The 26,414-nt window shown below is 56.1% G+C and carries 29 protein-coding genes and 1 pseudogene; 6 read left to right on the top strand and 24 right to left on the bottom strand.

Going from position 1 to position 26,414, the window contains the following annotated elements; genetic code table 11:
- Positions 1–250: 250 nt before the first annotated feature.
- Genes AC2FFA_RS08800 through AC2FFA_RS08790 form a run of 3 tightly spaced genes read left to right on the top strand, consistent with a single transcriptional unit; the run spans position 251 to position 2,536 of the window.
- Positions 251–790 (top strand): SRPBCC family protein, encoded by a 540-nt coding sequence (locus AC2FFA_RS08800; protein WP_496851190.1) that lies wholly within the window; start codon positions 251–253, stop codon positions 788–790.
- Positions 777–1,721: a YncE family protein gene (locus AC2FFA_RS08795; protein ID WP_496851189.1), complete on the top strand. Its 945-nt coding sequence runs from the start codon at positions 777–779 to the stop codon at positions 1,719–1,721. Before AC2FFA_RS08800 ends, AC2FFA_RS08795 begins: the two co-directional genes overlap by 14 nt.
- A complete protein-coding gene (locus AC2FFA_RS08790; RefSeq protein ID WP_496851188.1) occupies positions 1,718–2,536 on the top strand; it encodes a quinoprotein dehydrogenase-associated SoxYZ-like carrier in 819 nt (272 codons plus the stop codon). The genes AC2FFA_RS08795 and AC2FFA_RS08790 overlap by 4 nt, the downstream gene beginning before the upstream one ends.
- 1 nt (position 2,537) lies before the next feature.
- On the opposite strand, the gene AC2FFA_RS08785 is transcribed toward AC2FFA_RS08790, so the two are convergent.
- The 7 genes from AC2FFA_RS08785 to AC2FFA_RS08755 form a co-directional block, all read right to left on the bottom strand.
- Positions 2,538–3,089, bottom strand: coding sequence for a PQQ-dependent catabolism-associated CXXCW motif protein (locus tag AC2FFA_RS08785; protein ID WP_496670961.1), 552 nt, complete (start codon positions 3,087–3,089; stop codon positions 2,538–2,540).
- Entirely contained in the window at positions 3,089–3,931 is an 843-nt protein-coding gene (locus AC2FFA_RS08780; RefSeq protein ID WP_496851186.1) for a substrate-binding domain-containing protein, read from the bottom strand. The genes AC2FFA_RS08785 and AC2FFA_RS08780 overlap by 1 nt, the downstream gene beginning before the upstream one ends.
- Positions 3,915–4,418 (bottom strand): c-type cytochrome, methanol metabolism-related, encoded by a 504-nt coding sequence (locus tag AC2FFA_RS08775; RefSeq protein WP_117873006.1) that lies wholly within the window; start codon positions 4,416–4,418, stop codon positions 3,915–3,917. Before AC2FFA_RS08775 ends, AC2FFA_RS08780 begins: the two co-directional genes overlap by 17 nt.
- 69 nt (positions 4,419–4,487) lie before the next feature.
- Positions 4,488–6,290, bottom strand: coding sequence for a lanthanide-dependent methanol dehydrogenase XoxF5 (gene xoxF5, locus AC2FFA_RS08770; protein ID WP_117873005.1), 1,803 nt, complete (start codon positions 6,288–6,290; stop codon positions 4,488–4,490).
- 134 nt (positions 6,291–6,424) lie between these two features.
- Positions 6,425–6,814, bottom strand: a complete 390-nt coding sequence (locus tag AC2FFA_RS08765; protein WP_299638896.1) for a c-type cytochrome — start codon at positions 6,812–6,814, stop codon at positions 6,425–6,427.
- 22 nt (positions 6,815–6,836) lie between these two features.
- Positions 6,837–7,670: an S-formylglutathione hydrolase gene (fghA, locus tag AC2FFA_RS08760; RefSeq protein ID WP_496719366.1), complete on the bottom strand. Its 834-nt coding sequence runs from the start codon at positions 7,668–7,670 to the stop codon at positions 6,837–6,839.
- A gap of 1 nt (position 7,671) precedes the next feature.
- Positions 7,672–8,784, bottom strand: coding sequence for an S-(hydroxymethyl)glutathione dehydrogenase/class III alcohol dehydrogenase (locus tag AC2FFA_RS08755; protein WP_117873003.1), 1,113 nt, complete (start codon positions 8,782–8,784; stop codon positions 7,672–7,674).
- Positions 8,785–8,949: 165 nt separating this feature from the next.
- On the opposite strand from AC2FFA_RS08755, the gene AC2FFA_RS08750 reads away from it, so the two are divergent.
- Both AC2FFA_RS08750 and AC2FFA_RS08745 read left to right on the top strand, forming a co-directional pair.
- Positions 8,950–9,564, top strand: a complete 615-nt coding sequence (locus AC2FFA_RS08750; protein ID WP_496670287.1) for a hypothetical protein — start codon at positions 8,950–8,952, stop codon at positions 9,562–9,564.
- A gap of 29 nt (positions 9,565–9,593) precedes the next feature.
- Positions 9,594–10,373, top strand: a complete 780-nt coding sequence (locus AC2FFA_RS08745) for a pentapeptide repeat-containing protein (protein ID WP_496670286.1) — start codon at positions 9,594–9,596, stop codon at positions 10,371–10,373.
- Positions 10,374–10,378: 5 nt separating this feature from the next.
- Here AC2FFA_RS08745 and AC2FFA_RS08740 read toward each other — a convergent pair whose 3' ends face one another.
- A complete protein-coding gene (locus AC2FFA_RS08740) occupies positions 10,379–11,410 on the bottom strand; it encodes a quinoprotein relay system zinc metallohydrolase 2 (RefSeq protein ID WP_496851182.1) in 1,032 nt (343 codons plus the stop codon).
- Between the two features lie 122 nt (positions 11,411–11,532).
- Between AC2FFA_RS08740 and AC2FFA_RS08735 the strand changes: the two genes are divergently transcribed.
- Positions 11,533–12,345, top strand: coding sequence for a quinoprotein dehydrogenase-associated SoxYZ-like carrier (locus AC2FFA_RS08735; RefSeq protein ID WP_496851181.1), 813 nt, complete (start codon positions 11,533–11,535; stop codon positions 12,343–12,345).
- 18 nt (positions 12,346–12,363) lie between these two features.
- Here the strand turns inward: AC2FFA_RS08735 and AC2FFA_RS08730 are convergent, their stop codons facing one another.
- The 16 genes and pseudogenes from AC2FFA_RS08730 to AC2FFA_RS08655 all read right to left on the bottom strand — a co-directional run bounded on the left by AC2FFA_RS08730 (position 12,364) and on the right by AC2FFA_RS08655 (position 26,414).
- Positions 12,364–12,714, bottom strand: coding sequence for a hypothetical protein (locus AC2FFA_RS08730; protein WP_496851338.1), 351 nt, complete (start codon positions 12,712–12,714; stop codon positions 12,364–12,366).
- A gap of 32 nt (positions 12,715–12,746) precedes the next feature.
- The gene (locus tag AC2FFA_RS08725; protein WP_496851179.1) at positions 12,747–13,421 is read right to left on the bottom strand and encodes a hypothetical protein; all 675 of its coding nucleotides are present in this window, start codon (positions 13,419–13,421) and stop codon (positions 12,747–12,749) included.
- Between the two features lie 45 nt (positions 13,422–13,466).
- Positions 13,467–15,722, bottom strand: a complete 2,256-nt coding sequence (locus AC2FFA_RS08720) for a hybrid sensor histidine kinase/response regulator (protein WP_496851177.1) — start codon at positions 15,720–15,722, stop codon at positions 13,467–13,469.
- Between the two features lie 2 nt (positions 15,723–15,724).
- Positions 15,725–16,882 carry an FIST N-terminal domain-containing protein gene (locus AC2FFA_RS08715; protein ID WP_117872998.1) on the bottom strand — a complete coding sequence of 386 codons (1,158 nt, stop codon included), beginning with the start codon at positions 16,880–16,882 and terminating at the stop codon, positions 15,725–15,727.
- Positions 16,883–16,891: 9 nt separating this feature from the next.
- On the bottom strand, positions 16,892–17,611 hold the full coding sequence (locus tag AC2FFA_RS08710) for a response regulator (RefSeq protein ID WP_117872997.1): 720 nt from the start codon (positions 17,609–17,611) through the stop codon (positions 16,892–16,894).
- A gap of 110 nt (positions 17,612–17,721) precedes the next feature.
- The gene (locus AC2FFA_RS08705) at positions 17,722–18,903 is read right to left on the bottom strand and encodes a hypothetical protein (RefSeq protein ID WP_496851175.1); all 1,182 of its coding nucleotides are present in this window, start codon (positions 18,901–18,903) and stop codon (positions 17,722–17,724) included.
- Positions 18,900–19,574, bottom strand: a complete 675-nt coding sequence (locus tag AC2FFA_RS08700) for a hypothetical protein (RefSeq protein ID WP_496851173.1) — start codon at positions 19,572–19,574, stop codon at positions 18,900–18,902. The genes AC2FFA_RS08705 and AC2FFA_RS08700 overlap by 4 nt, the downstream gene beginning before the upstream one ends.
- Entirely contained in the window at positions 19,571–20,470 is a 900-nt protein-coding gene (locus tag AC2FFA_RS08695; RefSeq protein WP_496851336.1) for a VWA domain-containing protein, read from the bottom strand. Before AC2FFA_RS08695 ends, AC2FFA_RS08700 begins: the two co-directional genes overlap by 4 nt.
- Positions 20,470–21,429: a VWA domain-containing protein gene (locus AC2FFA_RS08690; protein ID WP_496851172.1), complete on the bottom strand. Its 960-nt coding sequence runs from the start codon at positions 21,427–21,429 to the stop codon at positions 20,470–20,472. The genes AC2FFA_RS08695 and AC2FFA_RS08690 overlap by 1 nt, the downstream gene beginning before the upstream one ends.
- Positions 21,422–21,793, bottom strand: a complete 372-nt coding sequence (locus AC2FFA_RS08685; protein WP_496684701.1) for a hypothetical protein — start codon at positions 21,791–21,793, stop codon at positions 21,422–21,424. The genes AC2FFA_RS08690 and AC2FFA_RS08685 overlap by 8 nt, the downstream gene beginning before the upstream one ends.
- Positions 21,790–22,695 (bottom strand): DUF58 domain-containing protein, encoded by a 906-nt coding sequence (locus AC2FFA_RS08680; RefSeq protein WP_496851170.1) that lies wholly within the window; start codon positions 22,693–22,695, stop codon positions 21,790–21,792. Before AC2FFA_RS08680 ends, AC2FFA_RS08685 begins: the two co-directional genes overlap by 4 nt.
- Positions 22,692–23,648 (bottom strand): AAA family ATPase, encoded by a 957-nt coding sequence (locus AC2FFA_RS08675; RefSeq protein WP_496851169.1) that lies wholly within the window; start codon positions 23,646–23,648, stop codon positions 22,692–22,694. Before AC2FFA_RS08675 ends, AC2FFA_RS08680 begins: the two co-directional genes overlap by 4 nt.
- Positions 23,649–23,732: 84 nt before the next feature.
- Positions 23,733–24,659 carry a hypothetical protein gene (locus AC2FFA_RS08670; protein ID WP_496670275.1) on the bottom strand — a complete coding sequence of 309 codons (927 nt, stop codon included), beginning with the start codon at positions 24,657–24,659 and terminating at the stop codon, positions 23,733–23,735.
- Between the two features lie 93 nt (positions 24,660–24,752).
- Positions 24,753–24,911 (bottom strand): annotated as a pseudogene (locus AC2FFA_RS08665) (IS6 family transposase); the annotation flags it as partial.
- A 355-nt stretch (positions 24,912–25,266) separates the two neighbouring features.
- Positions 25,267–25,572 carry a hypothetical protein gene (locus AC2FFA_RS08660; protein WP_496851334.1) on the bottom strand — a complete coding sequence of 102 codons (306 nt, stop codon included), beginning with the start codon at positions 25,570–25,572 and terminating at the stop codon, positions 25,267–25,269.
- Between the two features lie 86 nt (positions 25,573–25,658).
- Positions 25,659–26,414, bottom strand: coding sequence for an ABC transporter ATP-binding protein (locus AC2FFA_RS08655; RefSeq protein ID WP_496851166.1), 756 nt, complete (start codon positions 26,412–26,414; stop codon positions 25,659–25,661).

Below are 26,414 nucleotides of genomic sequence, written 5' to 3'. Positions count from 1 at the left end.
GAAAAACGGAACCGATACTTTTGGCCGTGTTGTAAAACAAAGCCTAACAGCTTCATCATTGAGCTCGATTCTTATTTTATAAGAATGCGCGTATACGGTTGATCTTGCTATGGTTTCCCGCGGCTTCCCTCGATTTCTCAGGGGGTGTCACGGGTGACCGATAACGTGAGCTCGCACGTCAATTCTGACAGGAGGCACGCTGTGACGGAGCCGGCGTGTAAACGCTCAGCGCATTCAGGGAGGACATGGAATGAATCGACGACTTCTTCTTGCTGCAACCGCCGCTCTGCTGGTTCCGGGTCAGGTTTGGGCCCATGGGCCTACCAGGCAGAAAGTCACGCTGTCTGCCGAGGTCGCAGCCTCACCAGAGGAAGTCTGGGCCGTTGTCGGGAACTTTGATGACATGTCTTGGCATCCGGCTGTGTTTGCGACCGAAGGCAACGGCGGCAACGCGATTGATGCGACCCGATTGCTGACACTTGGTCAGGAAGCCGGGCCAACGATCAATGAAATCCTTTACAAGTACAGCGAAGACAAAATGAGCTACTCCTACCGGATCACCGAGGTCGCGGTAGAGGTACTGCCTGTCACCAACTACTCGTCGCATCTGACGGTAAAACCGCGCGACGGAGGTGGTTCGATCATCGAATGGCGCGGGGCTTTCTATCGCGGGTATCCAAACAACGATCCTCCGGCCGAGTTGAATGACGAAGCCGCCGTTGCCGCCGTAACCGGCGTCTATCAGGCAGGTCTCGACGCGCTGATCGAGCGGTTTGGTGCGGCAAGTTAACCACCCGCTGATGTTGTTCTTGGCGCTCTCTGGCAGCCCGACACTGGCAGAGACAGCGTTTATCACCTGTCAAAACGGTGAGGAACTAAGTCGGATCGATCTTGCACAAATGCAGGAAACAGCCCGTTGGCCATTACCCGGAAAGCCTGCGGGTGTGGCGGTTGGTTTGGATGAAACGCTGTTCACCGTGTCCCCGGACAGCAAAACAGTGAGGCGTTTGTCTGCTGAGACCGGTGAAGCGATAGCGCAAGTCACTCTTGAAGGGGGGCCAATCGGAATCGCTTTGGATCAAGAACGCGGACGGGTTTTTGTCTCGGATTGGTACAACGCCCGTCTTTGGGTTCTGGACAGCAAAACTCTGAAGGTGCAAACCGAGTTATCCACCGGAGCCGCCCCGGCGGGTATCGCGATATCGAAAGACGGGCGTTTTCTGGCGTCGGCCGACAAGGACGCGGATCAAGTGTCGGTATTTGATGCCGACACTCTTCAGCTACTGCACCGCAGCCCGGTTGGAACGCGCCCCTTCGGACTGCGTTTTGCCCCCGATGAGCGTCTGTTCGTCGGCAATGTCGGCAGCAACGATGTCAGCCTGGTCGATGCTGAAACCGGCGCCGTCACCGCAACGATCCCAGTTGGTGAACGCCCATATGGCATCGCCTTCGCCCATGGTCGCGTGTTCGTCACGAACCAATATGCCAATACCCTCAGCGTCATGTCTCTTGAGACGCTCGAACATGAGGCTGTGATTGATGTTGGAGAATATCCCGAAGGCATTGATACGACGGCAGGCGAAGATCTGGTGGTCATTGCAAACTGGTTCGACAACACCGTCAGCATCGTGGACCCGCAGGCACTGTCGGTGGTAGAAACAATAGAAACCTGTGATGGACCACGTGCCTTTGGCAGGTTCCTGCAAGGAGAACAACAATGAAAGCATCTCATCTGATTGCGGCCGTGTTCAGTGTGTTGGCGGCCCCGGTTTGGGCATCCAACGAGGCATGGGAAAATGTCCGAGCTCTGCTTTATGGCGACAGACCGATGCAGAACGGAGATGCGTTGATCGCGATTGATGCACCTTATCGCACACTCGATGACGCGCGGGCTCAACTGGCGGCTCAGGTCGTAGCCCCTCGGGGGGCGAAAGTGGCCAAGGTGACTTTGGTGTTGGATGAAAACCCGATGCCGGTTTCCGCCGTGTTCGAGTTGGAAGAGCCACTGCCGAGCTTCTACTTCGATGTGACCATGCGTGTGAACGGTCCGACCCCGATGCACGTCGTCGCCGAGACCACCGATGGACGCCTGTGGGTGTCAGAAACTTTCGTCAAGACCTCTGGTGTTGGCGCTTGCGCGGCGCCTCCTGGGACTGACCCGGAACTGGCCTTGGCTAACCTTGGAACGATGGAGGCCGAACTGGTCGGCCGTGTGCCTGCGCTGAACACGCTGAAGCGGCTGTCCAAACTGGGTGCGGATCGCGCCAACAAGATGGATCTCAGCATTGATCACCCGTCGCATTCCGGAATGCAGATGGATCAGATTTCTTTGCTTTTCATACCGATGCGATATGTTGAAACCGTGGATATCGATCTTGATGGTGCCGGGTATATCCAGATGACGGGGTCGATTTCACTGTCCGAAAATCCGAGGGTTGGCATATCTGTTCCAAGCAGGGCGCAAGCGGTCGATGTGACCATGACGGATACTGACGGTACGGTCAGTCATTTGCACAAGAAACTGGCGGGCTTCTAGATCAACCGCCTCCGGTAACGGGTTGGCCCGGGGCCGGCTCGACCCGATCCAGCGGATAGCCCCACAATGCCCAGCCGTCGGTACCCTCTGGAAGCCAGTAGACCTTTGCGTATCCCCATTCGATTGCGCGTCGGGCGGCATTCCAGCTCATCCAGCAATCTTCCAGGCAAAAGAACACGACACCTTGGTTGATATCGCCATTGGTGCTGGCCTCTAAACCGGATCGAAAATAGTCTGCAGTGACCTCTGCGATTGCTCCGTAGCCGACATTGGGTAACCAGATTGCTCCTGGAATACTGTCGCGCGGCTTGTCCCGCCAGATCGTGCCTTCAGGCAAATTGGCTGGTTTGGGCGGCTGCGGCAAAACGTCGATGAACGCAACGCTCTGATCCAGCCACAGGCCGTGCGCCTCTTCCGGACCGATGGTTGTTCCACCGGTTATCTGATCCGGCACCGGTGCGCGGTAGTGATCCATGCGGTAGTCACTTGGCTCGGGAACTGTCTGCGCTGTTGCCGCAGTCGAGATTAGCGCAATTGCTACCGTGGCCCGCATCATTGAGACAGGTCCAATACCTCGGTCCCAAGATCATTCACAAGTGGAACGCCTGCCTCGGCCAATACTGAATTGATCTCATCCTGATTACGGCGGATCAGCGAGTTCAACTGCCGCTGCCAAACCTTCTCACCCTGACGCACGCCCAGGGTGATGCGGTAAAACAGACGCGGCGGCAGCTCTTCTTTGACCAGCGGGATCACCTTGAAATCAGGGTAGTCTGCCTTGACCAAAGGCCCGCCCAGTGGACCCCAAAGAATGGCCACATCAATCTCACCCGATTGCAGATCATCCAGCATGTCGATGGCTGGGCTTTCCACACGTCGGTCAACAAAGAGGTTATAAGGCTTGGCCTGTCCGATCAGTCCGTTCCGCGCCATATGCGCCGCAGGCGGTGTGCCGGCAATAATGCCGATCCGCCGCCCCTTGAGCATCGGATCGTTCAACGTGTCGACCTGAGCCAGGTCGCCATCCTTTGGTACAATTAAGGTATAAGCAGACGTGTAGTAGTGGTTGGTGTTTTGCACCAACTCATGACCTTGCGCATAGCCGATCACCACATCGCAACGCTTTGCGGCAAGCGTGTTCCGTATGAAGCCCGTCGCCTGAGGAAACCAAACATATTGCACGGGCAGTTCAAGCTTTGCCGCAATCAATTCCGCCAGCTTGTTTTCATATCCCGTTCCATCCTCGGATGACACTGGATAATTGGCAGGATCCGCGCACACGCGAAAAGCTGTTTTTGAAACCAGATCAGAGGTCTGCGCCTGCACCGGCAGCGTCAGACCGAGCCAGACGCTAAGTCCGCAAATAGCAAGGCAGGCCTTAGCCCATACACGCATCTTCATCCTCGCGGATCACGTCAGATTTAGCCTCTTTCTTGGGCGGCCGTCCACGCGGGATCGCACCCGACCCATGAGCCTTCAAGTATACATAGATGTCATCCAGAAAGCACATCACATTCGGGTTGTCGCCAAATCCCGGCATTACCGAGTTTTCAGCGGCGTTCACCACCTGGCGGCCATTTGTGACGATATCAACGAAGTCGTAATAATCCATTTCCAGCGCTGACTCTTTCAAAGCCGGCGCATAGGTCGAACCCTCGCCATCCGGACCATGACAAACATGGCATTCCGCGTGATACCGCCGGAAACCTGAAAATGTCATCCAGTCCACGGTTCCATCCTCGGCCACGTTGAAAGTCGGGATATCGTCTTCGGTGTAATACCGTCCATCCTCGGTGTATGCGGCAGTCAGGTTATCCGCTGCCACGGCACAAGGAAGGCATGACATGAGTGAAAGTGCCAAAAGACGTGTAACGTGGTTCATGGATATCTCATTTGCTTAAAGTAGAGTTCCGGCGCGGCCATCACGGGTCGCGCCGGGCATTTCCTTTGCTTAGTTCGGCAGTGCGAACACCGTCAGCTGACCGCCCAGCGCGGTGTAATCACTGAGAGCAGCATAGCCACCCACGGCGCCCAGACCGTCATTGGGATTGGTCAGACCAGCCGCCAGACCAATACCGGCCCAGCCACCAACACCCGACAGGATGCCGATATACTGCTTACCACCCTGCTCGTAGGTCATCACGTTTCCGATAATGCCTGAGGGCGTCTTGAACTTATACAGTTCTTCACCTGTCTCGGCATGCACAGCCTTCAGATACCCTTCAAGCGTGCCATAGAACACGATGTCACCTGCCGTTGCCAGAGCGCCCGACCAAACCGAGAACTGCTCGGGGATCGACCACTTGATGGAACCGTCGGTGTTGTCCCAGGCGATGAAGTTGCCCATACCGCCATGGCTGTCCGGCGCCGGATACATCGCCAGCGTCGCACCCACGTAGGGCTGACCGGCGGTGTAAGACACGCGGAACGGCTCATAGTCCATGCAGACGTGGTTTGTCGGCACGTACATAAGCTCGGTCTTTGGCGAATAGGCTGCGGGCTGTTGGTCCTTGGTGCCCAGAGCAGCCGGGCAGATACCGGTCGAGTTCACGTCCTCGCCATTCTGCTCGGTTGAGTATTGAGCAACAACAGCAGGACGACCGTAGGTTTCGCTGTTGGGATCCATGTCGACGCCCGTGGTCCAGTTGACCACCGGATCGAACTTCTCGGCCACCAGCAATTCACCCGTCACCCGGTCCATGGTGTAACCAAGACCGTTCCGGTCGAAATGGGTCAGCAGTTTGCGCTGCTCGCCATCAATTTCCTGCTCCGAAAGGATCATTTCATTGATGCCGTCATAGTCCCATTCGTCATGTGGCGTCATCTGATAGAACCAACGCGCCATACCGGTATCGATATCGCGGGCCATGACTGTCATCGACCAGCGATTGTCGCCCGGACGCTGCGCCGGGTTCCATGTCGACGGGTTCCCGGTGCCGTAGTACATCAGGTTTTCGTCCAGATCGGCCGAATACCAACCCCAAGTGGTGCCGCCACCAATTTTCCATTGATCGCCTTCCCACGTGTTGGTTCCGGAATCCGCGCCAACCGGCTTGCCCAGATGGGTGGTTTTTTCAGGATCAACCAGGATATCGGAGTCCGGTCCCATGGAATAGGCGCGCCAAACCTGCTCGCCCGAGTTCATGTCATAGGCCGTAACCGACCCGCGTACACCAAATTCACCACCCGAGATACCGACAATGACCTTGTCCTTGATCGGCAACACTGTGGCTGTGTTGGTTTCACCAATCGCCGGGTCACCATTCTGGACTTCCCACACGACATCGCCGGACTTGGCATCCAGCGCCACAACCTTAGTGTCGGCCTGATGCAGGAAAATCTTGCCATCAGCGTAAGCCACGCCACGGTTCACCGTGTCACAGCACATAACCGGAATCACGTCCGGGTCCTGCTTAGGCTCATACTTCCAGACGATTTTGCCGTCATTGGCCAGATCCAGAGCATAGACAATGTTCGGGAACGGCGTGTGGACATACATCATGTCGCCAATCACCAGCGGCGAACCCTCGTGACCGCGCAGAACGCCGGTCGAGAAGGTCCATGCGACCTGTAGATCACCAACATTGTCTGCGTTGATCTGATCCAGTGCGGAATAGCGCTGATTTTTGTAGTCACCCGTCTGGATCGCCCACTGTTTCGCGTTCTCCATCTGGGCAACCAGGTCGTCATTTGCATAGGCCGCGGTGGCCAGTGCAATGGCAATCCCGGAGGTCCAAAGCGATAGATTTTTCATTCAATCTCCTCCCTTTCGTGCAGAGATCTCTCTCTGCATTGCAACACCTCACCCAGGTCGGATTACGGTGTCTGTTAATGCTCGCCCGGACCGGTAGTTTTCCGGTCGCATCGGTGGGTGAGCAATGCGCTCTCCTACGACCCGTTGTCCTCAAAGGTCGCAAGATATGCGATGATGTTCGCTCGATCGTCCTCTTTTCGCAGCCCCGCGAAGGTCATCTTGATCCCTTTCGCGTAGTCGCGTGGTTTTGTCAGAAACGCGTTCAGTTCTTCCGGTGTCCAGACCAGCCCCTCTTCGGACAGGGAAATCAACACCGGTGAATAGCCAAACCCTTCAACGCTTGCGGCCTGACGTCCAACAATACCGTTCAGCATCGGCCCTACCTTGTTTTCAGCCCCCTCGCCCACCGCGTGGCACGCCTTGCACTTGCGGAAGACTTTCTCGCCCGCTTCGGGATCGCCTTCGGCACTTGCGAAGGCGGGGGAAAGCATGAGGCAGGTTGCTGCAAATACCGTTCTGATCACTATTAATCTTTCCTTGCTGTTTTCATTGGTTGAGGCGTTCCGCGTGCCATTCGACATGGTCGCGCGCAAAACTGTTTACGAAGAAATACGAGTGGTCATACCCTTCCTGGATTCTGATCTGTCCGGGCTGGCGACGCTTGGCCATCATATTGGCCAGTGCTTCGGGTTTAAGAAGATCAAGGAACTGATCATCGGCGCCCTGATCGATCAGCAGGTCACCTTTCCAGCCATGTTCTTCAAGCAGCAGAGTGGCGTCATGCTCGACCCAGGTATTTTCGTCGTCACCCAGATAGCTACTAAGCTGTTTACGGCCCCAATCCGACCGCGTCGGGTGCGCAATCGGCGCAAATGCCGAAAGAGATCCGAATTTGTCGGCGTTGCGTATGGCGATGGTAATCGCGCCGTGGCCACCCATGGAATGACCAGTTATCCCGTGACGATCCTGCACGGGGAAATTCTTCAGTACAATGTCGCGCAGCTCGTCGACGATGTAGTCATACATCCTGAAATGGGCCCGCCATGGGTCCCGGGTGGCGTTCACGTAAAAACCGGCCCCCTGCCCCAGATCATAAGCGTCGTCATCGGCAACACTGTCCCCACGCGGTGACGTATCGGGAAACACAACCGCGACGCCGTAATCTGCGGCTGCCTCCTGAAATCCGCCCTTGGTCATCGCGTTTTCATGGGTGCAGGTCAGGCCGGACAAGTACCACAACACCGGCACCGGCCCGGATTTGGCCTGAGGCGGCAGGTAGACAGCAAAGGTCATCTCGCAATCACACGTCTCGGACGAGTGGGAGTAGACAGTCTGCTCACCTCCGAAACTGCGATTTTGCGAGATGACTTTCAACTCCATGTCAGTACTCCACTACCGCACGGATTGATTTACCTTGGTGCATCAGGTCAAAGCCGTGGTTGATTTCATCAAGAGTCAGCTTGTGAGTGATCATGGGATCGATCTCGATCTTGCCGGCCATGTACCAATCAACGATCTTCGGAACATCCGTCCGGCCCTTGGCTCCGCCGAACGCGGTTCCACGCCATGACCGGCCGGTGACCAGTTGGAAAGGACGCGTTGAAATCTCGGCGCCAGCAGGTGCCACACCGATGATAATGCTTTCTCCCCAACCTTTGTGTGCGCATTCCAAAGCGGTTCGCATCACGCCAACATTGCCAGTCGCGTCAAAGGTATAATCTGCGCCACCGCCGGTCAGTTCGACCAGATGTGCCACGATATCGCCGCTGACTTTCGAGGGATTCACGAAATCGGTCATACCGAAATGAGTCGCCATTTCGGCCTTGCCGTCATTCAGGTCGACACCAACGATCTGATCACAGCCCGCCATTCGACAGCCCTGAATGACGTTCAAACCAATTCCGCCCAGACCAAAGACCACGCAACGTGAACCAATTTCGACCTTGGCGGTGTTGATGACGGCCCCGATGCCGGTGGTGACGCCACAGCCGATGTAGCAAATCTTGTCAAACGGCGCGTCCTTGCGCACCTTGGCCAACGCAATCTCGGGCACAACGGTGTGATTGGCAAAAGTCGAGCAGCCCATGTAGTGATGGATGGGTGTCCCGTCCAGCATGCTGAACCGGGTCGTACCATCTGGCAGCAAGCCCGCACCCTGCGTGGCACGAACTTTCTGACACAGGTTTGTCTTGGGATTCAGACAATACTCGCATTCACGGCATTCGGGGGTGTAAAGAGGGATCACGTGGTCTCCAACCTCAAGGCTGGTGACACCTTCCCCTACTTCCAAAACCACTCCGGCGCCTTCATGACCAAGAATTGCAGGGAAAATCCCTTCGGGGTCATCACCTGAACGAGTGAACTCATCCGTATGACAAAGACCGGTCGCCTTGACCTCAATCAGGACTTCGCCTGCTTTCGGGCCATCAAGCTCAACCTCCATGATTTCCAGGGGTTGGCCTGCCGCCACAGCAACCGCCGCGCGTGTTCTCATCTCTGTCTTTCCTCCCATGGCACCGGAATCAACCGTAGTCCGGCAGCTTGGGTCGAGTATGAGGGTGAGCGCCATGTGCAAACAATTAAGACAATGGTGTGTATTGGGTTGAATGGACTTCGCGCGCAGATTCCATGCATGATGTCCGCGTGGAGGAGAGCTGCGATGTCTAACGGCAAGCTAATAATTACGGCGCTGGCTTGGCTCGGCGCGGCTGGCCCAGGCCTGGCAGCGGATTTTTCCGACCCAACCTGGCCGTGCATCCAACGCAAAGTCGAGGACCTGTCGCTGGGCCTCATGTGGCCGTACCAGGTCCCTGGCAGCGAAACCACCGAAGATAGTGCCGACATCGATGAAATTGCTGGCCTGTTGGCGCTGAGGCGGATCGACCTGGAGGATCTTCGGCCACAAGTTGCAGAGTTTGCCTCGCGGTACAACGGTGATCCGGATATTCTGGGTCAGGTGTTCCAGCGCGTCTTTGACACCTTGTCCAAAAGGCGCAAGCGCATCATTGCGGGGATCGGAGAGTTTTCATTGAACCAGATCGATATGGCTGAAAAGATTGATCTGGCCCGGGTGGAAATGGAGCAAGCCCTGTCTTCCGACTCGCCGGACTATGACCGCATCGACGCCCTGGAGGAGCAGCTGGATTGGGATCAGCTGATCTATTCTGACCGTCAACGCTCGATCACCTATCTTTGCGAAACACCGCAAATAATCGAGCGACGCCTGTTCGCGATTTCGCAAATGCTGCAACAGTTGACCTCAGATCAAGGTTAATGCAGCGGCCTCTTGGCAAGGAGGGAAATATGAAACACCTACTGATCGTCTTTCTGACGCTGTCGCCCCTCTCGGCCCTAGGCCAGTCCCCACTCAGCGGCGTTGACATGACTCTGCCCAAAATGACCCAAGCGCAAATGTCCCGCGCCGATGTCGTGGCCCGGCTTGCCGCTGCCACGGCCGACGCCCCCGCAGATTTCACCCGGGTCTGGTTGAACAATCTCGACCTGTCCGGGTTGGATTTCAGCAACGCGATCCTGCGAGCGACGTCATTGAACGGCACCAATTTATCGGGATCGACTTTGGACGGCGCGATTCTCAGCCAATCCTGGATGATCGGCGCCGACCTTTCCGGTGCATCTCTTGTCGGGGCCGAGCTGTTCCAGACCCAGCTCAGCCAGGCAGATCTGAGCGATACGGATTTCACAAATGCCAGAACAGCCGCCGATTTCACCAAGTCCAATTTGAACCGGGCAGTATTCAAAGGGGCGGATTTTTCGGCCGACATGCGCAACCAATCCATGGGGCTTATGCGCGGCGTTCTGTCCTCGGCTCGCGGATCGGACGTGGATTTCACTGACGCGCAAATGTCCCGCGCCGATCTGGAATTTGCCAAATTGCCCAACGCAAATTTCACCAATGCGGATTTGTCGATGGCCACATTGGGCGGGGCGGACCTGACAGGGGCCACATTGTCCGGTGCCGATTTTACGAATGCCGATTTGACGGCAACGCGGCTGACTGACGTTGGGGGCGCAGATCAGACCAATCTGGGCGCCGCTAAAAACTTGGATCGGGCTATTCGCTGACAGGGCTATTCCCATTCAAGTTCGGTGAATGCGACCGTCGCATTGCGCGGGTTGTAGGCGTCAAACAATTCCCAGTGCGCCGCTTCTTCCTGAGCGATCGTTTCAACCGCATCGCCCAGTCGCTGACCACTGTCGATTGCTTCGCGCGTGTCGGTTTCCAGCACATTCAAATAGCGCCTCATATCCTCGGCGCCCTCAGGCCACGCCAGGATCGGCCCACCGTGGCCGGGTACGATTTGGGTGACGTCAAGCCCGGTCATCTGCTTCAGGACGCGTTGCCAGCCGATCAGTTGACCATCCAATGCCGGGGTATGCCGGTGAAATACCAGATCGCCCGTGAACATAACGCCGGTGTTTGCATCCATGACGGTCAAGTCATTCCCGGTATGTGCTCGGGGCCAGGCCCGCAGGATCAGTTTACGCCCACCTAGGTCGATCTCGTCCGTGGTTTCGACAGCGATGTCGACCGAAACTGGCCCGACGCCCACATAGGCGCTATCGCCGATCGCGGCGCTCAGGCTTTCGACATAGTTGCCCAACCGGTCCAGCAACGCTCTCTCCAGCCCCACATGGCCGACAACCTGCGCACCTGAAAGGGTCAAAGACTCAGTCCCCAGTGTATGATCGGGATGCATGTGGGTTAAAATTACGTGACTGACTGGTTTGTCCGTCTCGGCCCGAATGGCCCGCCAGACAGCCTCTCCTATCCAAGGTGCCGTTCCCGTATCAATCACCGCAACACTGTCCTGGCCGATGACAAATCCGATATTGGACACATCGCCCAGATTGTCCGCGGCGGGTTCCGCTATCAAACCGCGATGCACGAACAGACCTGGCGCAGCTTCTTCAAATTCCAGTGCCTGACCAATGTGTTGGCAAAACGGTTCGCCGCGGCGCCAATCGGAAAGCGGCGGAAGAGTTGTTTTCAGCTTCTGCTCGCATTCAGCCTGTGATCGGGCTTCGTAACCCGGCAAAAGCTGTTCTCTGCAAGGCTCTGTCGCAACCTGAGCGCATAGCAAAATCACGGCTTCAAACATAGCAGCCCTCCGACAAGAACAGTGGCACAGATCTCTGACAGAACCACCACGCCTTTCGTCGGCATTTATTTTCCTTGCGTTTTGTGGCACATTTTTCGCTACCGGTTGCCGGAGGAATCAACATGGCCAGAGCACTAGCACCCGCAGCAATCCTTTCACTTGCACTAGCCCTGCCTGCTTGGGCAGAGCAGCCAATCAAAAATCCGCTGGTCAGCAGCGAGACCTGGAAGGACCTGCAATACGATGTCGTGGGCGATGCCCGGATCGGAAATGCGGGCACGCTGCTTTCGCTGGACGCCCCTTACCGGGCGCATGATGCCGCAACGGTGCCGATCGTTTTGAAACAGCTTGATCCCGATGCCCGGATTTCCGCTGCCACTGTCGTGATCGACGAAAACCCGGCCCCGATCGCAGGCGTCTTTGCTTTTTCACCAGCCATGGGTCAATTGGATTTCGAGATGCGAGTCCGCGTGAACCAATATTCGAATGTCCGCGTGATTGCTGAAACGCCTGACGGGCTTCATATGACCGGCCGGTTTGTCAAAGCATCGGGCGGCTGTTCAGCACCAGCCAGCAAAGATCCAGAGGTCGCATTGGAGTCCATGGGCAAGATGAAGCTGCGCAGCTTTGGGCAAGAGGCGCAGATTTCCGCGCCGCGTCGAGAAGCTCAGATCATGATCCGTCACCCGAACTATTCCGGCCTGCAGCGCGATCAGGTTACGCAACTATTCATCCCTGCGCACTTCATCGACCATATCGAAGTTTGGCAGGGGGATGAGTTGCTGTTCACTATGGACGGCGGCATTTCGATCTCGGAGAACCCGGCTTTCCGTTTTGCCTATAACGACAACGGCTCGACCATGTTGACGGTCAAGGCAACGGATACCGAGGGCAACACGTTCGAGAAAGACTTGCCCAAAGCCGCGGCCAGCTGACGGACCAGACTGCGTTTATCAGAAACAGACAACCTCGGCTTCAGCCTGCGCCCGGCGCAGGTCGGCCACCATGTTTTCGGCCAGCACCGCACTTTTGAAAAACGCCATGCGCTCTCCTCCGACCCGACGCATAGACAGAACAGTTTCCGCCTGTTCATATTGCTCATAGGGAAGGATCGAAGCGATCAAATCGATCGAGCATGAACACCTGTCCAGCAACTCGCGAGTTTGGCCGTTGGTGACCATGCACGCGAACACGTAATCCGCACGCGCTGCGGTCGGGTAGTCATTGAGCCGTTCCGCAACGCTTTGAGCCGACACTGCGACGGGCACGGCCAGAACGGCCGTGATCAAAGCTGCAAGGGTCATGCGGCTGCGTTCCCGAATTTGGCCTGACGTTTTCATTCGCGACCCTCCTGCATTCCTCCAAACCGCATTTCCGATCGATAAACGGCCATGCCGTCACGTTCAGAAACAGCTTCCGCCACAAGGCTTAAATACCACCCCGGTATCTCCTCTGACACTGAGACGCGGAGAACGAGGTCTCCGAAACCTTGCATCCGGCCCCGGTTCGGATCTTCAGCGAAAGGGCGCATAAAGATGATCTGTACGGGGATGGTTTTGCCATCGACCACCGCCTCGCTCTCGACGATCTCGGCAGGTTGAACCAGCGCATCCTTGATACGGTTTCGGATATAAAACGGGCTACCTCCGGCGGACTCGGCCATATCCCGGATGGCGCTTTCATAGAAAACCATAATCATCGGATTGCCGACGTTGGCCGGAAAAACACCCATAGCGCGGTGTTTGTCATCTTGGCGAAATTCCAGATGTGCCATTTCGTTCCCGTCGTTCGTAAAGCTGAGCGCAATAACACCGGTATCACGTTCAGCCGTATCCGGTCTTATCTGGTTTGTGACGGTACGCTGATAAATGAGTTCCTTGTCACGCGAGATAGTGTCCAGAACGCCATCTTGGAACAGCAAATCATAGGCTTGCTCGGCATCAACCGATGCCGCGGAAACCGAAATCAAACTCAAAACCAAAACGGCAATTCCGCAAAGAAGCCTTCTCATGATTTTGTCCTCCCCGCGATGAGAGTATGGGCTAATCGCCCCATGTCACCGCCGACTTTTGTCGGTATTGAGCGTTTGCGTGTGCAAAGCATTCTGAATTTTCCAGATGATCAAAGACCGGAGCCGCGGCAGTTTGACTGGTTTCGCCATAACCGAAATCTCATGCCGCAATCCGTCTTTGCGTAAGGCTTCACTGCGATTAGCGGTGATCAGAATTGCCGGAACTTGGGTCTGCGTCATCTCTCGGATCCGGTGAATTGCATTAACGCCGGTTTCCCCATCATCCAATTGGTAGTCGGCCAGAATGATATCCGGCGGCATTCCAATGTCTTTTGTGAATTGCATTGCTTCCTTCGGCGACCGGGCCGGCAGAACACTGGCACCGTTTTGTTCCAGCCACTGCGTTGTCCCAAACAAAACATCACGGTCGTTTTCGATCACCAGAATGATGAAATCCAACGGCACATCGCCCGTATTGGCCAGAAGGTCCAACGGTTCGACGGCGCTTTTCTCTGTTTCTACCCTGTCCATTTCTATGCTGAACACCGAACCAATGCGGGGTTTGGATCGAAGCGAAAGCTTGTGGCCCAAAAGTCGGCAGGCGCGGTCTACTACAGACAAACCCAATCCCATGCCGGAACCCAATGGCACGTTTTCGGCCCGCGTGAATTCCTCGAACACGCGTTCCTGGTCCTTGCGTGCAATCCCGATACCTGTATCCCAGACTTGCAAAATGACCTTGTCGCCACGCCTGCGACACCCCACCAGAACCCGACCTCCGGGTTCGGTGTACTGGATGGCGTTCACGACCAGATTCTGGATCGAGCGCAACAGGTAGACCGGATCGGATTTTACGATTTCCGAACACGGAACCACATCAAGCCTCACGTTCTTGTTCTCGGCGACAAGCGTTTGGTCGCCCTGTATCCCTGCAATTATCGTAGCGAGACTAACTTCTGTGGGTGAGACCGTGTCCGGATCGGTAGTTTCAAGCCGCGATATATCCAGCAATGAGTGCAACAGTTGTTCAGCAGATCCAAAGGCACCCTCTAACCGCTCCATCATCTCATGAAGCTCGGTCTCACGCGTAATCTCCAGCAGGGTCGAGATCATGAGTTTTGCGGCATTGATCGGCTGAAGCAGGTCGTGGCTGGCCGCCGCAAGAAATCGTGTCTTGGAGGAGACTGCAGCTTCGGCTCGTTCCTTTGCGATCCGCAGCGCCTCTTCCACCCGCGCTTTTTCTTCGTATTCCTGAACCAGCTTGGCGTTGGCATGGGTCAACTCTGCCGTGCGTTCCATAACCCGGTTTTCCAGGGTTTCGGTCGCACGTGCTTCAAACGTCACGTCTTTCAATTCGACCAGAAAACCACCATCCGGCAGTTGGTTGACCTGAATGTCCAATACGCGGTCTGATCCATCGCGTACACGTTTGCGCAACCAGCCGCGGCTTTTGAGCTCGTGTTGCCACTTGTCGATCCTGAGTTCATCGTCGGCCTTGATCAGCCCGCGTGTCCGCATAAGATCCAGAAGCGTTTGAACAGGTATGTTTCCCTGCAAGACGGATAGCGGCAGGTTCAGTATTTCCCGGAACCGCGCATTGTGCATCATGATCTTCGTATCTGATGAAAATGTACAAACGCCAGAGCTCATGTTTTGGAAAACCGCCTGAAGGTAGTCTTCTTGCCGGTCAATCAGGGTTTCTTTTTCATCGCGGTTCCTGCGAACAACGGATGTGATATCGGTTAGCAGAATGACCACATTCTGAGGCGACGTGTATTGTGCGCTGAGTTGATACCAACGGTCACCACGCAATTCGATCACGTCGCTGGACACCATCCCGGTATGGCAATTGCGCTCAAGCGTATCCAACATTTTCGATATTCCATGGTCGGACGATACGAAATCGGGGCTGTTCTGCACCAACAGAAAAAACCGACCCAGGCTGAGGCCGGGCCCGACAACGTCAGACATGTCCGGGAAGATCGCCTGAAACAAATCGTTACACAGGTTCAATTCACCATCTGTGAACAGCGCGAACCCTTCTTCCATGGAAGACAAGGCCTTGACGAGGCTCTTGCGGGTTTGTTCGCGTTCGTACCTGGCGCTTTCAAGTTCGGTGGTCGCGCGTTCCAGATCGCGGCTCTGCTCCATCACCTGCTGCTGCAACTCTATCGCCGACTGAAACGCCAGAAAGGCGGACGGACCCACATCTTTCTGGCGGTTGGCGCGCCGCATCAACGCATCGATGATCTTGGCCTGTTTGGATATCTGGATCTCTGGCGGGTCGTCTGGATTCAGCATGGTCAGCTCAGGTCTCGCTTCTCGGGCTCAAAGAAAGCGACCCCCACAAAGGTCTGGTTCATATGTACGCCGGATTGCTGCTCTCCGTAGGTATTGAAGCCAACCACCCGGTGAGATTGCAAAACATCCGAAACCTGTTTGCTCAACTGTTTCTGTTCGATTTCCAGTTTTCGCAGAATACAGTCGAACCCAAGAATGAAATCCGGGGCGGTTCCGGTGTTGTCGCGCACATTCAGCCCAGCTTTGAGCGTTTCAATGATCTCCTTCCCACGCCCCAGTGTCATGATCAGACCGTCATCAATCGCCGCGAGAAAGGATAGGGACCCCCCCTCCATCGGTTCACGAATGGCACGTACATAGTAGTTGAGGTTTTGCCTGAGAAGCAGAGGGTTTTCTGCAAATACCAGTGGCGAAAGATCCTCGGCAGCGCACCCGACCAATCGGGCATATTCCTGCGCCGCCGGTGCCCCGTTTATCTCATAAACCACGCGTTCTTCCGGGTTGGCGTCGGTGATGATGATCTCTGATCCGATGGGCAGGAAATGATCAAAACCTATGCCCTGAAAACCAAGGTTGGTTTCAATCAACAACAGGACGGCAGCATTGTTGTGCGCCTTGCCACCGTGAAAAACAAACGTCTCTTCATATTGAAGGCCATCCCCGGCAGAACCGCCAAATATCGGCAATCCATCCAGTACGGTTTCCAGCGTTGAGACCAACAAGTCTTCCTGCTTAGACAATCCATCCGTAAAAACCAGCGCCAGCCTATTCCACCCCGCCGTATGGCGGAATCTTTCGGCCAGTCGCTGCGCTGTGGCAGCGGTTTCCGTTGAATTGAGCGGTCTGAGCGATTCGAACAAAATGGACGAGCATCGAAAGTTGGACTTCGGAAAGGCCAGCAGCAAAAGCGCATGCGATTCATAACCCGACCGCGTGATTTGTCCTGCCGTGGTGCAGCCGAAAACAGGAACACCCGCGAGTTTCCTGTTCAGGCAACGCGACACTTCGACTGGATCAAGAGTGCTGGGAATAAAGGCCAGGACAAAGCAAGACAGCAGGCAATCGATTTCCGCGCAGGCTTCTTCAACAGCGGTCGTCGGGTCCAAGTCAACGGAACGGCCAATCGCAATGAAATTCGGTTCATGCTCCAGATCCCGCATGCGCGCCCCCTAGTGTTGAAGAAAGGATTTAACCTCCGGCTCATGTCGCGACTGTCGGGCGACAACTGAATCGACCAGAACAGCGGCCTGGGTCCGGTTGCGCACCCCAAGGCGGCGCAGCAAAGCGGTGATATGCGCCTTGACCGTCGCCTCGGCCAGCGACAGCTCATATGCAATCTGCTTGTTGGATTGGCCCACGCAGATAAGCTTGAGAATTTTGACCTGCTGCGGCGTCAATGATGAAAGCTCGGGGCTGGACTGATAAACGGTGCTTTCGGATGGCTTCAGCTCTTCGACCCGGTTGTATTCGGTGGGCACGTATCTACGTCCAGAGGTGATCTCCTGAATGGCGTGTTTCAGGGTTTGCGCCGGCGTGTCTTTTGGCAGAAATCCCATCGCACCGTGGTCAAGCAACGATCGCACCAACTCTCCGGATGCCAGGGACGATATTACCAGAACCGGCGCATTCGGACAGCGCTGCCGGAGCTGCTGAAAACCCGAGATACCCGTCACGTCCGGCAATTTCAGATCGAACATGATCAGATCAGGCTTGAAGCCTGCGCCAAGTATCTCAAGTGTCTGCTTCAGCGTATCGGCTTTTTCAATTCGGCAGTTCTCGAAGCTCAGCTTCAATGCCGCGGCCAGCGCGTCACTGAACAGCGGATGATCATCCACTATCAGCACACTGGACACCTGGTCCACCGGTTTAGGGCATCCCGCAATCTGCATTGCTTCTCCTCCAAAGGGAAAAGTACAGCATTTCCGGATCAGTTCAACTGTTTCGTTTTGATACAAGCGAAAGATACCATAGATAACAAAAGCTTGATGACTCAGATGACCTAATTCTTGAGGAAACTTCTGGCAAACTCCTTCAAATCAGGCGCTGCGGCCTTGGGATCAAAATACTGCCTGTCAAAGTCCTGCATTTGTTTAAGGCGTCTGGATGAGGGTCCGTCGCGGTGCAAGATGGCAGAAGCAGCTTGTCGCAATCCGTCTGCACGACCGGTCTTGGCACAGCTCTGCAAATCACGAACCAGTGGATCGAAAATACCAAAGCGTTGCAGTGCCCTTGAAGCGGCCACCTTGTGACCGGACATGCCCAATACCAAACCGGCCAGAAAAACAACACTGGCGATTGCGGCGCCAGGCCCACCCAACAGCTTTGCTTGTGCGACATCTTTCTCCGATCTGTCGCGGCCTTCCTCTTGGGTAACCGTGCCGTAGGCAATGCGTTGCGGCGAGATGGTGACCTCTCGGGTTTCGCGGGCCACAGTGTCAAAGTAACTGAATTGAAGGGGCTCAACGATGCCGGACGTGTCGTTTGAAGGGCGTATGGTCCAGCGCCAAAACGCATAGGTGACCGGCCCTTCCGGGGTCAGTTCGACAACCCGTTTCTCAGGATGCGCGAAGATCAGGGCTGACGGCGATGTCAACTCAGGCATTGGCGGAAGCATTTCGGGTGTCGCACCCAAGGCTTCAAGTCGAATGACGCGCAAGACACCCTCACCCGGTGCAAGTTGATCCGGCGCATTCGACCACTGATCCGAAATCTGCAACTTGCGAACCGGAAACCACCAATCCTGCGTGGCCGGGGCTTTCGCCACCTGAATGGTCAGCGGATCTGATTGAATCTCATGTTCGAACCAGTCGTCATTTTCGTCTGTCAGGGTCAACCTGTGCACAAACGGACCAATTGAAAGCTTGCCTGCCTCGACAGGATAGATCGCCATACGTCGGGTAAGCACTTTGTATTTCCGACCATTGATCCTTTCTTCCGACCAACTGTCCGGCCCCAGCTGTGCCCAGCTGAACCCATCAAAGAGGGGCTGGATCAGTTCTTCGCGCGTGATGTGCCGACGGTAGACACCCCGGATCGTCAACAGCACCATCTCGCGGGTGAACGGAACGGGGGCGTCGTCTGCAATGGTAACCTCTATCGACGCCTCGGACGGCAGCACTGTTTTGGACTGTGCCAAAACCTGAACAGGAAGTGCGACGAGAATTAAAACCAACCACTTCATTCCGGGCTCTCCGCTTCAGGAGGGGACAGGCCCAGCTTTAACCTGCGCTTGTGTTCCTGCGCGATCCGCGCCGCCATGAACTCACCCGGAACATCGGAAAGCTGATTGAGCCAGCGCTGGTCGGCCACCATGAACTTGTCGTCAAAAATGCGCCGTACGCCCAGTCGTCCACGACTGTCCAATTCTGCCAATCCCAGCATTGTGTTCGAGTTCGTGACCTCACTGCCGGTTCCCGCCGCCCGCGCATTCCCGCGCGCGACAAAACTGTCGGCCTTGGGGCCGGATTTGCGTTCGGGGAAAAGGCCCAAAGCCTCGGGGTCGATCTGCTGCCTTGCGTAAAAGGCGGCCAGCAGATCGAAATTCGCCCGAGCATCCGGATTTCCCTTGGCTATGGCCTGATCATAGGCTTCCAGCGCAGCGGCCAGCTGGCCGTTCCTGGCGTAAGCATTGCCAAGATTATACTGGTTTCCAGCGCTTTCAAAAGCACTGGCAGCTTTGTCGAAAACTCCGGCACGGTAGAAGGCAACCCCCTGCCAGTCAGGATCGGAAAACAGATTTGCAGCCATTGGGTACAGACCAATCGCCAATGCAATGCGGCCAAAGGGGGCAGTTCCGCCCAGCGCAAAGGCACCGACAATACATGCGGCACCCGCAATCGCGAACCATCTCATGCCCCTGCCCTCCAAAACAAAAACAGAAGGGGGAGCAGTGCGAAAAACAACAGGTACCGTCCCAGATCGTGCCAGAACAGCACCGGATAGTCCGCCCGCTTCAAGCGGGTTGCGGCATCATCTGCCAACCAGATGGCCAGATCATCTGACTGGTTCAATGTGAAGACAGCTCCGCCGCCGACAGTGGCGTGGGTTTGAATTTGTGCAGTCGGTGAGTGAACTGAAACCAAAGACACACGTGCCCCTCGTGAGGCAAGAGATGCGACCTGCTGCAAAGAAGATGATCCAAACCCGTCCCCGTCAGTGAATATGACCACGTCCCCGGCCAGGATGTCCGCCTCCTCCATCCGCTGATCCGCCAATGCCAGTGCGCGTTCCGGTCGCGATCCCTTGTCCGGAACGGTCTGCCCATCGATGAGCGAGAGTGTTTGACCCAATTGGCGGTGATCGGTCGTCATATCCGTGGCGACATAGGCATCGCCCGCGTATACGATGATGCCGCCGGGCCGCGACCCAAGCGCACTGACACCCAAGCGTCCCATGCTTAGCATTTGTGGCCAGCGGTCGTCATCAGCCACGCTTTCTGATGCATCCACAAGGAACAATACGCCATCCAGATTGCGATAGGTTTGCGCGTCGCGCCGTTCGATTGCCGGGCCGGTCAGAGCAATTGCAATGATCCCGGTGGTCAGCAATAAGGCGGCCGTTGTGAGCGGAAAGGAGCCGCCTTCGATCCGGCCAATCGCAGCCATCGCTTGGACAAGCTGCGGGTCGGTGACCTTGTCCCACGCTCCGAACCCCCCGGCGCGGGAAAGCAACCACCACCCGGCCCCGCACACGACCACCAACAAAAGCCCCCAGACCGGCCTAAGCAGAGTGACATCCAGCTCAATCATCACGCTTGCCTCCACGCCGCCAACAGGGCAAGTGCTGCCGCCATTGCTGCGGGCCAGGTCCAAAAAGATCTGTGGACCTCAGCCGTAAGGCCCGTGCTATCCGTCGCCTCCAATCGATCCAGTGCCTGTGTCACTTCAATAAGATCATCGGTGGTCTTAACGCGAAAAGCCTCGCCGCCCGCAACTTCGGCAATAGCACGCAGCGTGACTGCATCGACTACACCGCGTTCACCGAGTTCGGCGCGTTGCAGGTCTTTCGGGCCGAGCGCAATTGTATGGACCCGCACCCCCATCTCAGCCGCCAGTTCGGCCACGCCACTGGGATTCGTTGCACCCGCGTTGTTCACCCCATCCGACAACAGAATAACGACCCGCGAAGCCGCCTGGCTCTTGGCCAGACGCTTCAAGGCGAGGCCCAGACCATCGGAGATGTTTGTAGCACGGCCCGAGATACCAATCGTGGCCTCTTCGATCCGTCGTGCAACAGCCTCGGTATCAAATGTGAAAGGCGTGGCGAAATAGGCTTCGGACCCGAAAACAATCAAAGCCACCCGGTCGCCGGCGCGACGTCTGGCGAACTCGGATCCAACGCGTGTCACCGCCTCCAAACGGGTGATCTGGCGCCCGTCGAGATAAAAATCATCCCGCACCATTGATCCCGAAAGATCCAAAACAATCGCAAGGTCCCGTCCGGACACTTTCAAAGCGCTAACGGGTTGAAGTTCGCGCGGACCGGACAAGGCAAAAATCGTGAGCGCCCAAATGATCCACAATATGAGGTGGTCCGCCAAAACCCGGGTCTTGGCCTTATTCTGTGGACTGGCCGCCAAAAGCATACCGCCTATGCGGTCAGGGACTGGGAACCCCCGCTCGAAAACCGGCCGAGGTTTGACCAAACGTACGATGACAAAAGGTAATGGCAGCGCGAGCAAGACCCAGGGATCAGCAAGTTCAAACACGACCCGCGACCTCCTCTTGCAGGGTCTCCAGATCCGGTCCACCGCCAGGTTGATAAAGACCGCCAGTCAACTCTTCATATCGCTTCGGATTCTCAACTCGCAGTCTGTGCAAAAGAGCCACTCTAAGGCGATCCACAGACCAACCCGGTCGTTCAGCAGTCTGATCAGATGGACCCATCTGTATGTTTGCTGCGGTCTTGATGCTCAGAAACCGCAAGATGGCAACACAGCCAACGGAGGCCAGCGCCGCGATACCAACGACAGCCGCGTATTCGGCAAACACCCCGCCTGCAGCCTCGGCGGGCAAATGGATGTCCCGCAGGCTGGCCAGCATTGTGGCTTCAGAAAGGGCTTTCTCACTCATGCCACATACCTTGTCGCGAAGACCGACGAAATGCGACGAGAGGTTTGTTCGACCGGGTCACTGGCATTCAAGACAAGCGCAGTATGTGTTGCGACCTTCTGAAACACAAATTCACCGGAAGGCTCTGCCTGGGCCAGATAAACCCGCTTTTGCTGCCCATCTGAAAGGCGGATCGGATACCAGCCTTTTGGCATCTCGTGCGCTTTGCTTTCGGTCACAAGCAGTAGTCTTGGGTTGCGGCGATGATTGAGCCGGTCCAGCACGTCTGAAAAGCCGTCTCCCTGCTGATCGAAGCCAGACGCGATGATAATCTCGGCCCCCGTCGGGGTCAGGCGATCAGCGCCGGCAAGCGCCTGTTCCAGCGTCCAGCCTTCATCTTCACCCTTTTGCAGCGCGGTCAGACTGCGCGCGTGGGCCTGAACCAGACCTCCGATCACGTCCAGCATCCCGCGCGTTTTTCCGCGCAAGGGAACAATAACGGGTGTGCCGGTGGTGAGCGCCAACAGACCAACACGCCCGCCGCTTTCAACCATGAACCACCCGATCAAGGTCAGAGCTTCGGCGGCTGCCACCGAAAGAAAAGCCCGTTGGAGGCCCCAGAACATCGGCGATCGAAAATCAGCAACCAACAGGGCGACGCGATCCTGTTCCTCCTGAAACTGCCGGATATGCATACGCCCTGTGCGGGCAGTTGTTCCGCGATCCAAATGACGAATGTCATCCCCGTCTACATATTCACGTACATCTGCAACCTCGACGCCCTGCCCGCGCTTTCGGGTCAGAAATCCTCCGGGCAGGGCCGTCATTGTTGGGTTGCTGTGGTCGGTCAATGCGATGTGCCGCAATGCAATCAAAGCCTCAGTTGTCAGGCGAACCCCCGCATGTGCCAGTACCCCCGTCACAGCGGCTCGACAGCATTTAGAATGTCAGCCACCAATTCGCGTGGCTTTTTGCCATCCGCAACGGCTCTCCAGGTCAGCACCATGCGATGGGCCAGCGCATCGGGCGCGACGGCGGCTACATCTTCAGGCAGGGCGAAATCCCGGCCCCGCAGATAGGCGCGTGCGCGCGATGCCGAGGCCAGGGCCAACGACCCGCGGGGCGAGACTGCATGTTCAATAAATTCGGCAAACGGACCTTCACGCGTTGCGAGCACAAGTCGTACGATATAATCCCGCAACTCTGGCGCAACGTGAACCGATTGCGCTTGGGTACGGGCAATCTTCAGCTCATCAAGCGTCATCTGCTGCGCGACTGGAGGCCCATTCCGTGTTTCAGCGATGACCAGATCGAGGATCTCACGTTCCGTTTCCAAATCCGGCAAAGTCAAAACGACATGCAGCAGAAACCTGTCCAACTGTGCCTCAGGCAAGGGAAAGGTTCCGTCGTGTTCAATGGGGTTCTGGGTCGCCACGACCAGAAAGGGATCCGGCAGGGCATATGTTTCATTTCCAACCGTAACCTGATGTTCTGCCATGGATTCGAGCAAAGCGGACTGCACCTTGGGCGGCGCGCGGTTGATCTCGTCAACCAGCACCAATGTGTGAAACACAGGCCCCGGAACAAATTCAAAGCGGCCTTCCTGGGGCTGGTACACTGGTGTTCCGGTCAGATCGGACGGCATCAGGTCCGGCGTACATTGAATGCGGGCAAAGCCGCCCTCGACGGCGTTCGACAACCATTTGACCGCGCGTGTTTTCGCCAGCCCGGGCGGCCCTTCTACCAGAAGATGACCACCTTCTAGCAGGGCGATTAGAAGGGATTCAACCAGATGCTCGTGACCAACAAGCCCCTGCGACAGATACTCCGACAATCCCGCTATGGCGCGTGGCAGGTTTTCAGGCCTCGTATCCATATGTCCTCCCATAGACTCTCAGGGCGCATTGCCTGCATTCAGGCTACTCGGAGTCACCTGTTCAGCGAAACACACCAGATGGTATTACCTGGGCACACGAACCGACTTGGTGCAGCCTTCGTCCAAAAGAGCTGCAAATCTGGGATTGGCCAGGGTTTCATCCGTCTGCGCCCATAGGCGATCATATTGGGTATCAATGTATTCGATAAAGCCGGGGTCTATGGTTTGATCCACCGGGGATTGCGCGACTGCGTGCATCATGAAGATGTCAAAGGCACAAAGACCGCTTGGGTTCGAAGCCAACAATGCGCGCATAAAGTCGTGCGAACTCCAAGGCAGACGCTGCAAGTTTACCGGCGTTTCCTGCAGTTTGGACAAAAACCCTGACGACTTGTCATATAGCAGGATGTCCATGCCAAAGGTGAAGGACTGAAACAGCTCTTCCAGCAGAATCGATTTGTGAAAGTCCCTTTCAAGCTTGCCGGGGCGATCATGGGCCGGTTGTTTGACCACGATATGGGTCCCCTGCCCCCGATGGCCAAAAAAGGTCTGCGCCATCGCCGGTGATGTCACCACATAGTTTCGACCCGCAGGCAGTCCAAGCTGGTGGAGTTCACTGAGCCAGTCGATATCTGCTGAAAGGTCCCGATTGGGAGGGAACCCGGAATACAATCGCAAAACCACGGTTCGACCGGTTCCACAATCCCGCGCAGACGGGCCAGCGTACCGCATGGGTGTCGGGTGGCCGAAGCTGTGTTTCAGCAACTCTCGAAAAGTATCAAGAACGACCAGCGTTTGCGGATGCGGTTGTTCGCCGACCAGGCACAAGGCTGCACCAACCTGATCGCGGCCATTGATGTGAACTGGAATCGCCATATCGCGCCCCAGCATCGTGGACCGAAGCTCATACCCCCATCCTTTCTGTGCAAGTTCGATATAATCGCTCTTTTCCGCGCACAGCGCGTCTGCAAAAGCAACAATCGCCAATACTTGCAATAATAAATAGCGCATACAATCCCTCGCCAGGTGACACGTATTGTATCCGGAACAGGGCTCTCTCGCAAAAAATCTTTAAGGGCCACCTCGATGAAAATGGCGATCCGTTCTATCCCGGCGGACGCAACCTAGAAAATGTCGTCCAAGGCGATTGACCCACAGTCGGATCGCTTCCCGGCTGACAATGACGCCCGACACCACCAGCAGGTGTTCGGCATCAGCCGTGCTCGACGCTAATCAGTGGTACACCCGTACTGCGCGCGCAATGGTGTCACGAAGGTAGCGGACGCCTTACAGTCGAGGCATATGAGGCGGAATACCAATGACGCTGACACACCCAGATCAATCCCGGTCAACAATTTGGCAATATCCCGGAGAATCTTCTCGGCGATGCAGGACTGCAGAAAGAGACCAATACACTACGGCTCTGCTCCTACGCGGGGCTTACATTCAGATGACCAGGTGGATGGCAAATGCGACGGCAGCTCGCCCCACCACGCTTGCGAACCACAAGACCGCGGAACACCCAATAGGCATAACCCGTGTAGGTCAGAATGATCGCAACCAGGATCAGGGTTCTGACCAGTGCGAAAGCAAGGCTTTCGTCCTGGGCGGCGGCCTGCTAGATGCTGAGCGACGGCGGAACTATCATCGGATAGAAACTGATGCGGATGCCGACGAAGCTGACGACAAAGAACCCAAGCGCCGAAAGGAAGAGCTGCAGATCCTTCTGATCATTCAGGATCGTAAAGAACACCCAGGTCAACGCCAGCATGACCAGCGAAACGGCCATCGAGACCAGGCTCCCAGGCAAGTTAAACCAACGTTCGAAGCAGGTCGGATCCTGGAACGGTGTCAGCAGGCTGAACAGCCCGATCAGGCCCAGCGCCGCGGCACCTAGCCACCAGACATAACCGCGCATCTGCACCTGCAAATCGTGTCAATCCCGGAGCAAAAGGGGTCCACGCGCCGGTGTAAAATCCGGAGATAGCGTACCTGTAGTCGCGAACGGTTTTACTGGTGCGGAGCAACCGACGCAGTAAGCAATTGCTTAGAGTACTCGTGGTTGGGACGACCCGTGCGCAGAGTCTCCGAGGACATTACCTCTACAATCTCACCATTACGCATAACTGCCAGTTTTTTGCACATATGCGCGATAACTGGAAGATCATGGGAAACCATTAGATAAGTCAGCCCGCGCTGTTTGCGCAGATCAGTCAGCAAATTGAGCACCTCAGCCTGAACGCTGACATCCAAAGCAGAAGTGGGTTCGTCCAATAGCAAGATGTCCGGCTCACCGGCCAAGGCCCGTGCAATCGCGACACGTTGTCGTTGGCCACCAGAGAGTTGATGCGGAAAGCGGTACCGAAAACGCTGCCCAAGCCCAACATCGTCCAACAGCCCGGCTACACGTTTGTCGATATTATCCAATCCATGCAGGTGAATTGTTTCGCTGAGAACCTGATCAACCGTGTGCCTCGGATGTAGTGAAGCGTATGGATCCTGAAACACCATCTGAACGGTTCGAAAAAACGATCGGTCCCGTCTTGATCCGGAAAGTGGCTGACCTTCAACGTTGATAGTACCCGACCAATGCGGTGCAAGCCCCGTTATTGCACGTAGAATAGTCGACTTTCCGGAACCACTCTCACCCACAAGACCAAAACTCTCGCCCTGCATTACCTCAAGACTCGCGCCTCTTACTGCATCTACGCGATCGTGCGCGTGACCGAACCAGACATTCAAGTCCCTGATTTCCAGAGCAATCAT

This window comes from Ruegeria sp. YTSB088, from assembly GCF_059609825.1.
Note: the sequence above shows the minus strand (reverse complement) of the source record. Positions and strands in the feature narration are given on the sequence as shown.

Excerpts from the sequence above, each read along its gene's own strand:
- AC2FFA_RS08700 (WP_496851173.1), bottom strand. The coding sequence starts at position 19,574 with ATGAGATGGTTCGCGATTGCGGGTGCCGCATGTATTGTCGGTGCCTTT.
- AC2FFA_RS08740 (WP_496851182.1), bottom strand. The coding sequence starts at position 11,410 with ATGTTTGAAGCCGTGATTTTGCTATGCGCTCAGGTTGCGACAGAGCCT.
- AC2FFA_RS08655 (WP_496851166.1), bottom strand. The coding sequence starts at position 26,414 with ATGATTGCTCTGGAAATCAGGGACTTGAATGTCTGGTTCGGTCACGCG.
- AC2FFA_RS08705 (WP_496851175.1), bottom strand. The coding sequence starts at position 18,903 with ATGAAGTGGTTGGTTTTAATTCTCGTCGCACTTCCTGTTCAGGTTTTG.
- AC2FFA_RS08715 (WP_117872998.1), bottom strand. The coding sequence starts at position 16,882 with ATGCGGGATCTGGAGCATGAACCGAATTTCATTGCGATTGGCCGTTCC.
- AC2FFA_RS08670 (WP_496670275.1), bottom strand. The coding sequence starts at position 24,659 with ATGCGCTATTTATTATTGCAAGTATTGGCGATTGTTGCTTTTGCAGAC.
- AC2FFA_RS08730 (WP_496851338.1), bottom strand. The coding sequence starts at position 12,714 with ATGACCCTTGCAGCTTTGATCACGGCCGTTCTGGCCGTGCCCGTCGCA.
- AC2FFA_RS08755 (WP_117873003.1), bottom strand. The coding sequence starts at position 8,784 with ATGAGAACACGCGCGGCGGTTGCTGTGGCGGCAGGCCAACCCCTGGAA.
- AC2FFA_RS08775 (WP_117873006.1), bottom strand. The coding sequence starts at position 4,418 with ATGAACCACGTTACACGTCTTTTGGCACTTTCACTCATGTCATGCCTT.
- AC2FFA_RS08735 (WP_496851181.1), top strand. The coding sequence starts at position 11,533 with ATGGCCAGAGCACTAGCACCCGCAGCAATCCTTTCACTTGCACTAGCC.
- AC2FFA_RS08785 (WP_496670961.1), bottom strand. The coding sequence starts at position 3,089 with ATGCGGGCCACGGTAGCAATTGCGCTAATCTCGACTGCGGCAACAGCG.
- AC2FFA_RS08790 (WP_496851188.1), top strand. The coding sequence starts at position 1,718 with ATGAAAGCATCTCATCTGATTGCGGCCGTGTTCAGTGTGTTGGCGGCC.
- AC2FFA_RS08695 (WP_496851336.1), bottom strand. The coding sequence starts at position 20,470 with ATGATTGAGCTGGATGTCACTCTGCTTAGGCCGGTCTGGGGGCTTTTG.
- AC2FFA_RS08750 (WP_496670287.1), top strand. The coding sequence starts at position 8,950 with ATGTCTAACGGCAAGCTAATAATTACGGCGCTGGCTTGGCTCGGCGCG.
- AC2FFA_RS08800 (WP_496851190.1), top strand. The coding sequence starts at position 251 with ATGAATCGACGACTTCTTCTTGCTGCAACCGCCGCTCTGCTGGTTCCG.
- AC2FFA_RS08745 (WP_496670286.1), top strand. The coding sequence starts at position 9,594 with ATGAAACACCTACTGATCGTCTTTCTGACGCTGTCGCCCCTCTCGGCC.
- AC2FFA_RS08685 (WP_496684701.1), bottom strand. The coding sequence starts at position 21,793 with ATGAGTGAGAAAGCCCTTTCTGAAGCCACAATGCTGGCCAGCCTGCGG.
- AC2FFA_RS08675 (WP_496851169.1), bottom strand. The coding sequence starts at position 23,648 with ATGGATACGAGGCCTGAAAACCTGCCACGCGCCATAGCGGGATTGTCG.
- xoxF5 (WP_117873005.1), bottom strand. The coding sequence starts at position 6,290 with ATGAAAAATCTATCGCTTTGGACCTCCGGGATTGCCATTGCACTGGCC.
- AC2FFA_RS08710 (WP_117872997.1), bottom strand. The coding sequence starts at position 17,611 with ATGCAGATTGCGGGATGCCCTAAACCGGTGGACCAGGTGTCCAGTGTG.
- AC2FFA_RS08720 (WP_496851177.1), bottom strand. The coding sequence starts at position 15,722 with ATGCTGAATCCAGACGACCCGCCAGAGATCCAGATATCCAAACAGGCC.
- fghA (WP_496719366.1), bottom strand. The coding sequence starts at position 7,670 with ATGGAGTTGAAAGTCATCTCGCAAAATCGCAGTTTCGGAGGTGAGCAG.
- AC2FFA_RS08725 (WP_496851179.1), bottom strand. The coding sequence starts at position 13,421 with ATGAGAAGGCTTCTTTGCGGAATTGCCGTTTTGGTTTTGAGTTTGATT.
- AC2FFA_RS08780 (WP_496851186.1), bottom strand. The coding sequence starts at position 3,931 with ATGCGTGTATGGGCTAAGGCCTGCCTTGCTATTTGCGGACTTAGCGTC.